This is a genomic window from Thiocapsa rosea (assembly GCF_003634315.1).
GTDB classification, from domain to species: Bacteria; Pseudomonadota; Gammaproteobacteria; order Chromatiales; family Chromatiaceae; genus Thiocapsa; species Thiocapsa rosea.
In genome coordinates this window covers 371,048-385,282 of the sequence record NZ_RBXL01000001.1, presented here as the reverse complement: position 1 = coordinate 385,282, position 14,235 = coordinate 371,048, and the positions used below count along the sequence as shown (strand labels likewise).

The following is a 14,235-nucleotide window of genomic DNA, read 5'->3' as shown; positions in this document are numbered from 1 at the left end:
TCGTCGAGCGACGGAATTGGGATCTTTTCATTCTCTAAACCGCGTCACGCAGACGGCTTTCGATGCCCTTGAGGGGGCAGGGGCTTTCTAAACGTCGGTTTTTCACTCGGGACGCGGTTTAGCTGTGGCTATCGTCAGAAAAAGTGCTCTGGTGCCTTACTCGGCATCGCAGATGTTCGACCTCGTCTACGATGTCGGCTCTTACCCGAAATTTCTGCCCTGGTGCGATAAGACACGCGTCATCTCGGAAACAGACGAGAAGATCTGCGGCCAGATCGAGGTCGCTCGCATGGGGATTCGCCAGACCTTCAGCACCTGTAATCGGTTCGAGCGCGACCGGCGGATGGACATCGATCTGCTCGACGGCCCCTTCCGAAAGCTGGTCGGCGGGTGGCGTTTCGTCCCGTTGCGCGAGGATGCCTCCAAGGTCGAGCTGGAGCTGGAGTTCGAGTTCTCGGGACATCTGATCGACAAGGCCTTCGGAGCCGTCTTTCACCAGATTGCCAATACGCTGGTGGATGCCTTTTGTCGGCGTGCCGAAGAGGTCTACGGTGACTGACTATCTGAAGGTGTCCGTGGCCTATGTCGGTGCCGACGACCAAATGCTCCGTCCGCTCGAGGTGCGCATGGGGGCGACGGTGCGCGAGGCGATCGAGCAATCCGCCGTGCTCTCCAGGTGCCCCGAGATCGATCTGGCGGTCAACCAGGTCGGCATTTTCGGAAAACTGGCTAAACTGGATCAGATCTTAGAGGATGGCGATCGCGTCGAGATCTATCGCCCCTTGATTGCCGATCCGAGGGAGGCGCGCAAACGCCGTGCAGCGGAGGGCAAGGTCATGCGCAAGGGCAGCGCGGATGCCGATACGAGCAGCGGAACCTGAGCCGGCGCGTCACGGATCGCCGAGCATCCTCGGGGTGCATCGCGATCGCACCGGCCTCCTCGAACGGGCTGACGTTACTCCTTCGGCTCCAAGCCGATTGTTTCCAGGGCGCGTGTAATCAAGCCCTTACGTTCCTGATAATCGGGAACGGAGACGACCATTTCCTGCGGCTCTCTCGCCTCGGCGCGCGCCGGATTGGGGCGAATATCCCCCTCGATCCGCGCAAGGCTATCATCGTCCTGAAAATGCAGAGTCAAGAAGCGGATCTCCATAGGATCGTGCCCGCGCTGAATGGTATAGGTGTAGTCCCAGCGATTGGCCTGGAAGAAATCCGTGAGCAAGGGCGTACCAAGCAGAAACTGGACCTGGCGCTTGTTCATCCCGAGCTCCAGGCGATCGACCATCTCCTCGGTGATGATATTGCCTTGTTGCACCGTCATCTTGTAGACGAACGGGAGATCCTCCAGGACAGAGCCCCGATACTGCTCGGGCTTTTTGTCACGGGAGCAGCCGGCCGTTGCAAGCGCAACCAGGCAGCCGAGAATCGAGATATAAACCAACTTTCGCATGTCTTGAAAACAGCGCATTTGCAGTGAACCCAGGCATGATACAGCAGCGCCCGGATCCGATCATCGGGGCGACGAATCAGAAGACGAATCGGGCAGGCCCGCGCACCGCGCAGGACCCGCCTTAAGACGGGGAGATGGGATTTGGAAATCGAGCAGATCAAACAGGCAGGTCTCAAGGTCACCGCCCCGCGGGTCGCGATCCTCGCCATTCTCGAGAACTGCGGCAAGCGCCACTTAAGCGCCGAGGATGTCTACAAAGAGCTCCTCAACAACGGCGAGGAGATCGGGCTTGCCACCGTCTACCGCGTCTTGACCCAGTTCGAGGGCGCGGGGCTGGTGTGCCGGCGACACTTCGAGACCGGGCAGTCGGTCTTCGAGCTCAACAGCGGAGACCACCACGACCATCTGGTGTGCATCAAGTGCGGCAAGGTCGTGGAGTTTTGCGACCCGGTCATCGAAGAGCGCCAATCCAAGATCGCCGAGGAGCGCCACTTCCGGATCGAGGATCACTCGCTCGTGCTCTACGGGATCTGCGCGGAGTGCGAGAAGACGAGGAAGCGGTGATCGGCGACGCCAGGACCGATCACCTCGGACTTCCCTAAGGGGTCGTCACCGCGACGTTGGTGGCGCCGACGGTCACGCCGGCCGTCTGCAGGCGAAGAAACAACCGGTTCGTGGCTGGATCGAAGGCGACTCGCTGACCCGAGCCGCTGACCAGAACGGTGTAATAGGCGGTTTCGTCTCTTGCAAGGCTGCGGGTGAGACTGTTGCCGCAGGCGATCCACTCGCCTTGAGCATCGGTCTCGCACACTCGGAGGCTTAGCGGCAGGCCGCGCCCGCCGTCGTCCGCGCTGGCGGTAACCGTCCCTCCGCTGCCGATGTTGACCGCCGCAACGGCAAAGAAGCCGGTTCCGTCTCGACTCGGAAGCCGCACTACGCCGTCGCCGCTCGGGGTTACACCGACCGCAAGCAGATCGGGCGGTGCGGTCGACGCCGCCGAGAGGATAAAGGTGTTGAGGCCGGTGTGGCTGGGTGCCGGAGCGGTATTGGTGCAGTCAAATACCGGGGCGATCTCGATAGCCCGCAGGGCGCCGTGAGGCGTCAATGCGAAGACGAAACCTTGGGTCGCACCCGGGGCGATGTCCATCGGGGTATCGGGTGTGCCGGTAGCGATATTGAGTGCGTTGGTCGCCTGAAAGCCGAAACTCGCCGGAATGCCGCCCGGCAGGGCGATCGAGCAACCGCTGGCGATGCTGTCCCCGCTGTTGATGACGCTCGCAAAGGCGGTCGCAGTCTCGCCGATGCCCACGGCGCGGGCGTAGGGAAGCACGGCCGCATGGATGGTCGTGGCGCCGACGGGAAGGGTCTCGAAGGTCGCAACGCAGCGCGTGTCTCCATTCAGCGAATGGATGTAGGGGCAGGATGCGTCTCCCGACCACCCCGTGAACACCGAACCGGGTGCAGCCACGGCAGCAAGACTTACCTCCGATCCAAGATCGAAGTCAGCGTCGCAGATCGCGCCGCAGTCGATACCCGACGGGGTCGATGTCAGGGTCCCCCGACCCGTGCCCGCCTGCGAAACGGTGACACGCCCGCTTCCTCCGATGAAGCCGGCTTGACGCCCGAGCCAGTACGCCAAGAGATAGTCGACACCCGCAAAGGCCATGTCGGGCGCTCCCGGATCGACCAGCCTCCAAGGCTGGCGCTCCCAAATAAAGGTGGCACCTGCTCGATCGTCGACATCGGTGGCAACAGCCGACAGACCGGGACATTCCGGATCTTCGGGATACTTCCAGCGCACATCCAGCGGCTCGGCCGTTTGAGGCGGGTTGGGGAACAATCGAAGCTGAGCGAGATGCTCGGCGATCACGGCCTCGACGGAATCCTCGGGTGCCGCCTGCGTGGCATAGATAAAGCTGAAGAAGACGTTCTTGTGGTCTTCGACCGCGGACCAGAGCGCATCTCTCAGGACATCGCGTTGAAGTCGCTCGCGTCGCACCGGGTCATCCTCAAGCCTGACCCAGGTGTACATCGGCATAAAGGCGATATTCAGCCCGTGATAGCTGGCGCCGCATCGATTCGTATTCTCCCAACCCGTCGCGATCGCAAGCCAGTTTTCGACCTGCTCGTCGTAATGCGCCAGCAGGGCTGCATGACGCGCCTCGTATCCCGGAACCCCGGCGGTGACCTGCAGCGCAACCCGAAAGGTTGCGGCAAGCTGGATCGCCTGACTCGGCAAGAGGACATCGGGCAGCCATCCGAGGCCGGGGATTTGACGCGCGATTTCGGTCGGGTTCGGCCAGAACCCCAACATTCCAGAGCCCTCCGCCTCGAATGGGCTGGTGCGAATGTTGAGGATCGGTATTCCGTCCGGGGTTTCGTCGTCGGTGTAGACCGTATGCTGTAGCTCAATCGTGGTCGAGAAGTTGCTCGCCCCGTTGATGATGACCTTCACGCGCTTGCGTTCGCGCCTCATGAGCTGCTCGGCGAAGGTTGCGACATCTTCCCGAATGAGCTGACGAATGCCGGGATCGGATGTCGCCTCGTAAGCGAGCGACATGCCGAGCAGCACGCCTTGGTATTGATCGCGACTGACCCGGCCACGCCAGTGCCAGAGTGCATCCTCGTAAGGAACGTCTCGAATGACCTCTGGATCTTCGGCAGGCAGTGTCGCTAGGATGGCTTCCGAACTGTCGGCCGGTGCCGCGAACCGAGCGAGATAGCCCGCATCCCCCGAGATCCGCCACCATCGATGCAGCACCCTGACCGTCTCGGCAACCTGGTCTACCGCATCGGCCGCGCCGGTCACCTGCAGACGCAGCGCTTGCGCGGCCAGATAGGCGCCGGTCCAGATCGCAGGATCCCGCCTACCGCCGTAACTGCGCACCTGCGAGTAGGTGTCGTCGGTGAACTGCGCGGACATGACCCCGCCGGCCGGCATCAGGTGCTCGCGCATCCAGGCGTCGTGCTCGACGGCGCGCCGATGCAGGTCTTCGAGATCCGAGCCGGAATTGAACCCACCGGAGAAGGCGGCGCTGCTCATCGTCCATATCAGCAGTGCGGCAAAGCCCAAGAAAAACGATGTTGGCAGTGTTTTCATTGTGAACATCTTCTTAACCCGTTCGGCTGCCGCGCAGGGTGCGGCGACGATTGTCATCTAAACTGCGCCCAGTGCGGTATGCGTAGTGTGTTGGCTTGGCCGCGCCGGCTCCGACGGCCGTCGGAGCCGGCGCGGTTTAAGACCCGGTCCTGGGGTTTCGGTTTCCGTTCAAATGCTACGGTTACGCAAGACATGCTGCAGGTGTCGGGAGATTAGGCGAGTATCGTATCCGCTCACTTGGCGAATCGCACTCTCCCAGTATTGGGTCAGCGGCACGCCGCAGGGGTTGCGTGTGAGCAGCTCGCGTTTTAGGAAGGGGTAGCCGTGCCGACGCAATAAGGGCTCCCAGAAGAAGTGGCTGGGGTTAACGGGCACACCGGCCATCAATTTCTCGAACAACCATTTGAGATAATCGCGCTGTGGTAACCGCGCGGCCCAATCGGGATTGTCCAGCCAGCGGCGTTGCAGATCGTCGATTAGCTCCATCGCCACAGCGCGGTAGGGATAGAGCGCTTCTAATTGCAGTCCGGCGGCCAGCATTCGCCGCGAGAAGCCGATCTCGTGATGATGGATGACCAGCTCTTTCGTTTGGGTGTAGCAGACATCCCTCCAGAACCGGTGGAACTCGGTCGCTGCCAAGGCCGGGCGATGGAGGAGGAGGAAGTAGCTCTGCAGATGATAGTGGTGCTCAAAATTATCCGTAATGCCCCAGATGTCGGCTTGAGTCGGGTCGGCCTGTCGCAGGAGCTCACTCAGCGAGTGAAAGGGGCCGTAAACACTGTCATTGGCCAGGATGAGGCTGTCGAGCGTGGCGAGGTCCGGGATCTCCCGTATGGCATCCTTATAGGCCCCGAAGTCGTAGCCGCGGTTGCGCCGCCGCAAGATCAAAGCGCAGTGCGGACGCAGCACCTCGACCGCAGACGGCAAGAGCCGAGGGCTGTTGGTCACGAACAGGATATCGTAGCCGGCCTCTCGCAATTGCTGCAGATAGAAAAGCACGTACTGATGGACGAGACCCTTGTCGTCGTAGTGGACGAAGACGGCGATCCGCTTGGTCTCGGCCAACCCGCCATCGCCGTCCCAGCGTTGGACAACCCAACTCGGGTCACGCGCAAAGCGCACGCGCATCCAACAGGTTCGGTGCTCGATGAAGTTGCCGAGTCGGCGCCCGGTGAGTGCTTGACGAAATTCGCGCAACCCCATAGAACAATCCTTTAGTACTGCGTGAGTCGGGCTACTTGGATCTGCTCGGGTCTGCGCCGATGCCGGCACCTTCGATGCCGGCTGCCGCCGCGGCCAGGCGTGCATGGGAAATTGCGAGGTCGTTCAGCGGACTCTCGGGAGATGTTAATTGCGCCGCTCGCGAAAACCACCCGAAGGCTTCGGCTGGATCCGCCGCATGATTCAAGGCGAGAATGCCCAGCACAAACGCCAGTTCGCCCGTCAGCATCTCGGGCGCCAGGGTCAGTTGCCGGGCGATGGCGGGCTCGAGCGTCGCCGCTGCAGTGTAAGCTCCGCTGTGGACCAGACGCTGAAAGACCTCGCAGCAGAGGCCAAGGACATGAGGGGCCGATGAAGGCGTGACCGCCAAGCGCTCTTGACATGCACGGGCCGCAGCCTCGGGCTCGGCAATGGCTTGGGCCGACAGGAGGGCGCTTTCGATTGCTCGTGCGAGGTCGTCTTGGTCTGCGTCGCCGGCAGCGGTCGAGGCTTGCAGGTGTTCGCCGGCAGCCCGGAACCAAGTGAGCGCCGCCTCCGCATCGTTTCGGTCATTCAGGGCAAGCAATCCACGGGCATGACAGGAACGGGCATAGTCGTATGCTGCGAGGCCGAGCGCGTCGAGTACACCCGGCGCATCCGGCCACTCGGTGCAACGCGCGTCAGCCAAGGCGTTCGCTGCCGCGTAGTCACCGCTGAAGGCCAGATCGACGAAACACCGTTCCAGATCGACTTCGAAGCGACGTCGTGAGTTCGCCCCGCTGCCGTCGGCTCCGACGAATGCCTCGCGAGCGGCCTTCAAGCGCATCGGAGCTTCGGATGGAGACACGCGGGTCGAAGCCTCGAGCGAACCCAATCGGCACAGCTCGACGAGATGCTCGGTCTCGCCGTCGTCGCAGCCGATCGATTGCAGAGCCTCGCGAAGGGCAACCCCGGCACGCTCGCCGAGCTGGAAACAGGACAGCGCGCGTCCGGGTTCATTCGCATGACGTAGCGCGATGAAGGCACTCCGATAGGCTAGACCACAGAGATTGGCCGGGATCACTGCGCCAAATCTCCCGAAACTCTCGATCTCGATCGGCCCGGCCAAGACCGTCTCGGGGCGCTCGAGATCGATGCCGTAAAGACGCCGATAGGTGTCGGTCAGGCCGCGCAGCTCCGCCTGTGCCGCCTCGATGTCGCCCGCGTTGACATACTCCTTGATCAATCGCCCGGAAAACCCGTGAGCGAGCGGTTCGTCCGGATCCAGCGAACCGAGTCGGCGCTTTAGATAGTCGCGGTAGAGATCCCGGTCGAGTGTGCGAGAGAGATCGCAAGGCCGTGACTGACGGCAGGCCAGTGCCGTCAGATTCGTCGCCGACGCTCGGATGTCGACCTGCGTGAAGCCATGTTCCTCGAGCAGCCGGCGCAGCGCCGCCTCGCTGAAGAGTACAAGGTGATATCCGGGGGTCAGAATCGGCAGCAGCGCGCCGGGAGACGCATCCGGGCTGACCCCGGCGGCATTCGGCGTGCTGATCACCAACCATCCGTCTGGAGCCAAGATCGGCGTGATGTCGTCCAGGAAGCGGTGGGGGTCCACGACATGCTCGATGACCTCGGAGGCGAGCAGTACGTCGACCGGCGGCTCGCCGCGCAAGGTCTCGGGACCGAGATACGCCGATGTGATGGGAAGATTCAGGAGGTGTCGCCCGGCGCGTGCAAGCGGCGAGGGATCGAAACCGCGAACCTTCCAACCCAGCGCCTCGCGGGCGAAGTCCAAACCGAACCCGAAGCCGCAACCGACCTCCGCATAGCGCCTGACATTGGTCCGATCGAACCAGAACAGGGGTTCGACCATGGTGTCGGGCGCCGCGCCCTGCTCCACATAGAACTTGATGGCGGCCTGCGAAAGAGACGTCCCGGTGTCGGCATCCGCATCCGCCCCGTCCTCCTCATAGGCTGGCGGCGTCAGCCCCGGAAAGCTCAAGGTTCCGCACACGTCGCAGGCGTGGAGTCGCAAAAGATCTTTGGAATTGAAAGGCGACTCAACCGCCAGGACGGAGCGCTTGGCGCCGTCCGAACGGCAGACCGGACAGGCGAACGCCATCGCCGGCGCGGGTGTCCAGTCGATCGTCATGCTCAACCCTCCTGAATGGTTCGGTGTACCTCCACCCTGCTCGAAGCTGCAGCCAAGGGTGCGACGGCAGGATAGCCGATGCGACATGCCGGTGGACACCGGCACTCGCGATTCGCCGCACCGCGCGCAGCTACGGCGCCGTCACTGCGACATTGGTTGCACCCACCGTCGTTCCGTTCGAGGCGAAGCGCAGGAAGAGGCGGTTGTTGGCCGGATCAAAGGCAATCGGCTGACCGGTGCCGGTGGCAAAAACGGTGAAGTAGGCCGTTTGGTCGGCACCGACCAAACGGGTCAGGCTGTTTCCGCAGACGATCCACTCCCCTGCCGGGGTGGTCTCGCAGACCCGCAGGGTTAAGGGCAGGCCGCGCCCGCCGTCGTCGGCGCTGACGGTCACCGTGCCGGCGCTGCCGATGTTCACGGCTGCCGTGGCGAAGAAGCCGATGCCGGTGCTGCTCGGCAGCCGCACGACGCCGTCCCCGCTTGGCGTTACGCCGATTGCGAGCAGATCGGGGGGTGCGATCGCCGCGGCTGAGAGGATGAAGGTATTGAGGCCGGGATGACTGGGCGCCGGGGCGGTGTTGGTGCAGTCGAACACGAGCGGGATCTCGGTCGCGGCCATCGATTGGCTCGGTGTGATGCCGAAGACAAAGCCTTGGGTTGCGCCGGCGGCAATGTCGACAGGGGTGTTCGGCGTCCCTGTCAGCACGTTGGCTGCGGTGGTCGTCTGATAGCTCAAGGTTGCGGGAATGCCAGTGGGAAGGGCAATCAAGCAACTTAATGCCGTCGTGTCGCCGCTGTTGATGACGCTCGCAAAGGCGGTGGCGGTTTCGGCGATCGCGACGGCACGGGCGTAGGGTAGGACAGCAGTGTTGATGGTCGCTTGTGGTCCCGCGATTTCATCGACTGCTCGATCAACCTGGATCCGAGACGTCGTGATGTCGTTGACATCGGTTAGAGCTATCCCGGTTGATTTGAGCATGTTCAGAATAGCATCGGGGTCTGCGGCGGGTTGGGCCGATTTGATCACCGCCCAAGCTCCGGCGACGTGAGGTGTCGCCATCGAGGTTCCGCTTTTTGACGCATAGCCCGTGCCTGGGACTGCTGAATAGATCGATGCTCCGGGCGCCAGTAGATCGAGAAAATAAGCACTATTGGAGAAGCCCGAGATCTGGTCCGCTTTGGTTGTGCTTCCGACACTGATCGCGCTCGGAACGCATGCGGGCGCACTCATCGCATTTGCATAGCCTTCGTTTCCACTTGCGGCGACGGTTGCAATGCCAGCGCTTCGCAGCTGGTCGATAATCGTCCGTCTTGCGTCATCATTGCAAGGATCTTGAAAAGCACCGCTACCGAGACTCATGTTAATTGCAGCAATCGGGTAACTGGTTCGGAGAAGGTAAATTCGCTCTAATGCACGGAGTGAGTCGGATGTGAAAGTCGCAATGCAAGGCGCTGCAATCCCGCAGAAACTGGCTGAATCAAAACGCGAAAATACCTGAGCGGCGATGATGTCAGCGTCTCTGGCAACACCGGAAGCGTTGGTGCTTCGTCCAGCTACAATTCCCGCTACATGAGTGCCGTGATCACAACCCGCCAAGGTGATTGGACAATTGACCCCGGAGCCATCGGCCGTAGATTCAGAGACACCCCCGGGGCAAAGCGAAGTCGCACCGAGTGCCGGGACATTCGACGAGTAGCATGCCTCCGAAATCACCTTTCCTTTCAAAAAAGGATGATTTTTATCCACGCCGGTATCCAGAATGGCAACGACCTGGCCCAGGCCGGTGTATCCAAGGAAAGCACCATCGAGGCCCCCAATCAGCGGAACACTATCCATGAGGAAGGGGAGCATGATGCTATCCTCCACGACGTCGATAACGTCCGGATGCGCCAGAAGCTCCAGAATGTCTGACTCGCTCGCCTGCATTGCGAATGCAGGTGTCAGAGCAAAGCGCTTGATGCCCATGGCCGCTTGATCCCGCCCGTTCCTCGAGGACAATTCATCCAGAACGCGCTGTTGTATCGTCGAGAGCGCTTCGCGCTGTTGCACGATTCCGTCATCGTCAAGCATTGATTCGGGCTGCACCCAGGTCTTGAGCTTGACGATGACCGGGATTCGACCTAAGGAATGAGCTTGATCCAACAACTCACGATGAGCTGAGGCTTTTTCGGGTGGACTGCCACGCAAATCTGCGCTCTGCCCCGTTTTGGTCTTAAGCTCCGCGCTCTTATTTGGCGCGACAGGTGGATCGATTGCGTTGTTGGCCGACGGGGTCGGCATCGCAGCGAACACGGCGACGAATGCCAAGATGACCGAGATTGAGATGCTCATGGCTTGTCTCGCAGCGCTCAGTTGTTTTCGTACCGTGGGGCGAATGTTCATGGTGATGTTTCTCGCGATGATTGGCAGGCTCAGCTGAAAACGATGCCTCCGAGCATCGCTCGGTGAAGTTGTTCGTCCGTGATGACGGATTATCACGTCATCGCCCTTTTTCGTAACTCCGGCCAAACCGCCACATGGCATGCGTGGCGCCGCGGAGCGGTATCAAGAGTCCTCCGAGCATCTGGGGGGGCGATCTAAAGAGCGATGCCCACGGCGGGGGTAGTCAGTGATGCCGAGGGCTGGCAAACGCGTGGCGCTGGGCCGGCGGGAAGTACGGGTAGGCCGTTGTCTGGGTCATGAGGCTTTCTTCCTTGATTCGATTCGTCGGTGTGGTTCCTGATCGCGACAGCGTACGCAAGATGGACCGTCTGATGAACCAGGCCGTACAAAAGACATAAACATGCGCGCAAGAAGAAGCGGTCTGCACTTTCCGGATGGCCCTCGCGATCGTTTCGACTCCTCTTCCGTTTTATCCTGCGCCAACCAACTGCGCAATCACTTCGTTCACCTGCCTCAGCCGGCGTTGCGGCTCGGCCATGTCCCGGTAAAACCGCAGCTTGTCGCTGCCGTCGAGCTTGAACTCCTTTGGCTTTTGCTGAATCAGTCGGATCAGGTTTCCGGGGTCGATGCTCGGCGTCTCGTCGAAGAGGATCCGCCCGCTCGCCGGCCCGGCTTCGATCTTGCGGATTCCGTAGGGCTGGACCTTCAGTTTCAGCTCGGTGATCTCGAGCAGGTTCTTGGCCGGCTCGGGCAGCAGGCCGAAGCGGTCGATCATCTCCACCTGCAGCTCCCTGAGATCGCCGGCCGTGGCGGCGCTCGCAATCCGTTTGTACATGACGAGGCGGGCGTGCACGTCGGGCAGATAGTCGCTGGGCAGCAGGGCGGGTAGGCCGAGATCGATCTCGGCGCCGTGACTGAGTGGTCGGTCCAGCTCGGGCGTGCGTCCGGCCTTGAGCGCCTGGACCGCGCGTTCGAGCAGGTCCATGTAGAGCGAGAAGCCGACCTCGTGGATCTGGCCGGACTGCTCGTCGCCGAGCAGCTCGCCGGCTCCGCGGATCTCCAAGTCATGGGTGGCGAGCGTGAAGCCGGCCCCTAGATCCTCCATGGACTCGATCGCCTCCAATCGCTTCTTCGCGTCCGCAGTCATGACCTTGGTCGGCGGCGTGATCAGATAGGCGTAGGCGCGATGGTGCGAGCGCCCGACCCGTCCGCGCAGCTGATGCAGCTGCGCCAGCCCCAGCTTGTCGGCACGATTGATGACGATGGTGTTGGCGCTCGGCACGTCGATGCCGCTCTCGATGATGGTGGTGCAGACCAGCAGGTTGAAACGCTGGTGATAGAAGTCGCGCATCACCCGTTCGAGATCGCGCTCGCGCATCTGTCCGTGCGCGACCTGTACCCGCGCCTCCGGGATCAGGGCCTCGAGCTTCTGCGCCTGGTTCTCGATGGTCTCCACCTCGTTGTGGAGGAAGTAGACCTGACCGCCGCGCTTGAGCTCGCGCAGCACCGCCTCTTGGATCAGGCCGTCGTTCCAGGGGCTGACGAAGGTCTTGATGGGATGACGCTCGACCGGCGGTGTCGCGATGATGGACAGATCCCGCAGGCCTGACATGGCCATGTTGAGCGTGCGTGGTATCGGCGTCGCCGTGAGGGTCAGGATGTCCACCTCGCTGCGCAGATTCTTGAGCTGCTCCTTGTGGCGCACACCGAAGCGGTGCTCCTCGTCGATGATCGCCAGTCCCAGATTCTTGAATTTCAGACTGGGCTGTAGGAGCTTGTGGGTGCCGACCAGGATGTCGACCGTGCCGTCGGCCAGACCTTCGAGCACCTTCTTCTGCTCTTTGGCGGTGCGGAATCGCGACAGGCTCTCGATCTTGATCGGCCAGTCGGCGAAGCGGTCGGAGAAGTTCTCGAAATGCTGTTGGGCGAGCAGGGTGGTCGGCACCAGCACCGCGACCTGCCGTCCGCCCTGTACGGCCATGAAGGCCGCCCGCATGGCGACCTCCGTCTTGCCGAAGCCGACATCGCCGCAGACCACCCGGTCCATCGGCTTGGCGTCTTCCATGTCGGCGATTACGCCCTCGATGGCGCGCAGCTGATCGGGGGTCTCCTCGAAGGGGAAGGCAGCGGCGAAGGCGGCATAGTCGTCGCCCGGTGCCGGGCAGGCCACGCCCTCGCGGGCGGCGCGTCGCGCGTAGATATCGAGCAGCTCGGCGGCCACGTCGTGCGCCTTCTGCGCGGCCTTGCGCTTGATCCGATCCCACTGCTCGCCGCCGAGTCGGTGCAGGGGCGCGTTCTCGGGCGAGGCACCCGTGTAGCGCGAGATCAGATGCAGCGAGCTGACCGGGACATAGAGCTTGTCGCCGTTGGCGTATTCGAGTGCGAGGAACTCGGTGGTCATCCCGCAGACCTGCAGGGTCTGCAGCCCCAGATAGCGCCCGACGCCGTGCTCCTCATGCACGACCGGCGCGCCCTCGGTCAGCTCGGTAAGGTTGCGCACGATGGCGTCGCTGTCGCGCTCGCGCGCGCGGCGCCGACGCTCCTGGCGCACCCGCTCGCCGTAGAGCTGGGTCTCGGTGACCAGCGCGATGCCGCGGTCTTCCAGCAGCAGACCGCGCTCGAGCGGCGCGACGGTCAACGCCAGATCGAGATCACCCTCGACGAATGCTTGCCAGCCTTCGACCTGACGGGCGCGGATGTTGAACCCGGCCAGATGCTCGGAGAGCATCTCGCGCCGCCCCGTGCTTTCGGCGACGAACAGGACCCGGCGATCCGGCATGCTCAGGAAGTCCTGCAAGGCTTGCGCGGGTTCTGCAGCGCGCGCCTGGATGGCGAGCGGGGGCAGGGTGGTGGTCGCAAAGTTGTGGAATGCCGCATACCCCTTGCGCCGATCCGGAACCTCGGGGGACTGATAGAGCACGCCCGACAGTCGGTTGAGTGCCCCGGCCATCTCGTCGGGATGCAGATAGAGCTTGGCCGGCGGCAGGAGCGGGCGCTCGATGTCGTGACGACGCTGCTCGTAGCGCTGGGCGACACCGGCGATGAAGGTCGTGGCGGTCTCGCGACAGGCGTCCGACTCCAAGGCCAGGACGCCCGCGGGCAGATAATCGAAAAGGGTTGCGGTGGTCTCGAAAAAGAGCGGGAGATAGTATTCCAGCCCGCCAGGGGTGCGCCCTTCCGACACCTCCCGATAGACCAAGCTCGCCTGCGGGTCGCCCTCGAAGCTCGCCCGATAACGTTGGCGAAATCCGGAGATCGCCTCTTCGGTCAGCGGGAACTCACGCGCCGGCAGCATCCGGACCTGTTCCAGCTTCTCCTGCGAGCGCTGGGTCTCCGGGTCGAAGGTGCGGATCGTCTCGACCTCCTGGTCGAAGAGGTCGATGCGCAGCGGGGTCTCGCTGCCCATCGGGAAGACGTCGAGCAGGGAGCCGCGCACCGCGTATTCGCCGTGGCCGATGACCTGGGAGACACAGGAATAGCCGGCACGCTCCAGCCGGCGCCGGGTCGCATCCAGGTCCAGCCGATCCCCGACCGCAAGGACCAGCGATTGCCCGTCCACATACTCGCGCGGCGGCAAGCGCTGCAACAGGGTGCCGACCGGGACGACCAAGACGCCCTTGTCGAGCCCCGGCAAGCGGTGCAGCGTCAGGAGCCGTTCCGAGACCAGCTCCGGAAGCGGCGAGAAGACGTCGTAGGGCAGGGTCTCCCAGTCCGGAAACCCCAGCAGCGGTAGGCCGCTCCCGGCCAAAAAGAATCCGAGCTCCGCACGCAGATGGGCCGCGGCTTGGACGTCCGGCACGACGGCGAGGATCAGCCCCTCATGCGCGCGGGCGGCCTCCGCAATCGCAAGCGCGACGCTCGCGCCGTACAACCGCCCCCACAGCAGGCGCTCGCCGGGGCGACCGGGCAGCGGCGGGCCGAGCGGAGACGGCATCTTGTTCAGGGCCACCGGGTGCATGGACGGCATT

The 14,235-nt window shown here is 62.8% G+C and carries 9 protein-coding genes; 3 read left to right on the top strand and 6 right to left on the bottom strand.

Annotation, left to right across the window (positions count from 1 at the left end; genetic code table 11):
* The first annotated feature begins 124 nt into the window (after positions 1 to 124).
* Together BDD21_RS01710 and BDD21_RS01705 are read left to right on the top strand one after the other, a co-directional pair.
* Complete coding sequence (locus BDD21_RS01710) at positions 125 to 559, top strand: type II toxin-antitoxin system RatA family toxin (protein ID WP_007193316.1); 435 nt, start codon at positions 125 to 127, stop codon at positions 557 to 559.
* Positions 552 to 881: an RnfH family protein gene (locus BDD21_RS01705; RefSeq protein ID WP_120795669.1), complete on the top strand. Its 330-nt coding sequence runs from the start codon at positions 552 to 554 to the stop codon at positions 879 to 881. The genes BDD21_RS01710 and BDD21_RS01705 overlap by 8 nt, the downstream gene beginning before the upstream one ends.
* Before the next feature lie 74 nt (positions 882 to 955).
* Here BDD21_RS01705 and BDD21_RS01700 read toward each other — a convergent pair whose 3' ends face one another.
* Positions 956 to 1,450, bottom strand: a complete 495-nt coding sequence (locus BDD21_RS01700; RefSeq protein WP_170164661.1) for an outer membrane protein assembly factor BamE — start codon at positions 1,448 to 1,450, stop codon at positions 956 to 958.
* Positions 1,451 to 1,591: 141 nt separating this feature from the next.
* Here BDD21_RS01700 and fur point away from each other — a divergent pair, with 141 nt between their 5' ends.
* Positions 1,592 to 2,014, top strand: a complete 423-nt coding sequence (fur, locus tag BDD21_RS01695) for a ferric iron uptake transcriptional regulator (protein WP_120795667.1) — start codon at positions 1,592 to 1,594, stop codon at positions 2,012 to 2,014.
* 34 nt (positions 2,015 to 2,048) lie between these two features.
* Here fur and BDD21_RS01690 read toward each other — a convergent pair whose 3' ends face one another.
* From BDD21_RS01690 to mfd, 5 genes are all read right to left on the bottom strand, one after another.
* Positions 2,049 to 4,493 (bottom strand): hypothetical protein, encoded by a 2,445-nt coding sequence (locus BDD21_RS01690; protein ID WP_147430959.1) that lies wholly within the window; start codon positions 4,491 to 4,493, stop codon positions 2,049 to 2,051.
* A gap of 225 nt (positions 4,494 to 4,718) precedes the next feature.
* Positions 4,719 to 5,753 carry a rhamnan synthesis F family protein gene (locus BDD21_RS01685; RefSeq protein ID WP_170164660.1) on the bottom strand — a complete coding sequence of 345 codons (1,035 nt, stop codon included), beginning with the start codon at positions 5,751 to 5,753 and terminating at the stop codon, positions 4,719 to 4,721.
* A gap of 31 nt (positions 5,754 to 5,784) precedes the next feature.
* The gene (locus BDD21_RS01680; RefSeq protein WP_170164659.1) at positions 5,785 to 7,884 is read right to left on the bottom strand and encodes a class I SAM-dependent methyltransferase; all 2,100 of its coding nucleotides are present in this window, start codon (positions 7,882 to 7,884) and stop codon (positions 5,785 to 5,787) included.
* A gap of 130 nt (positions 7,885 to 8,014) precedes the next feature.
* Positions 8,015 to 10,216: a S8 family peptidase gene (locus BDD21_RS01675; protein ID WP_170164658.1), complete on the bottom strand. Its 2,202-nt coding sequence runs from the start codon at positions 10,214 to 10,216 to the stop codon at positions 8,015 to 8,017.
* A 520-nt stretch (positions 10,217 to 10,736) separates the two neighbouring features.
* Entirely contained in the window at positions 10,737 to 14,225 is a 3,489-nt protein-coding gene (mfd, locus tag BDD21_RS01670; RefSeq protein WP_120799687.1) for a transcription-repair coupling factor, read from the bottom strand.
* Between the last annotated feature and the right edge of the window lie 10 nt (positions 14,226 to 14,235).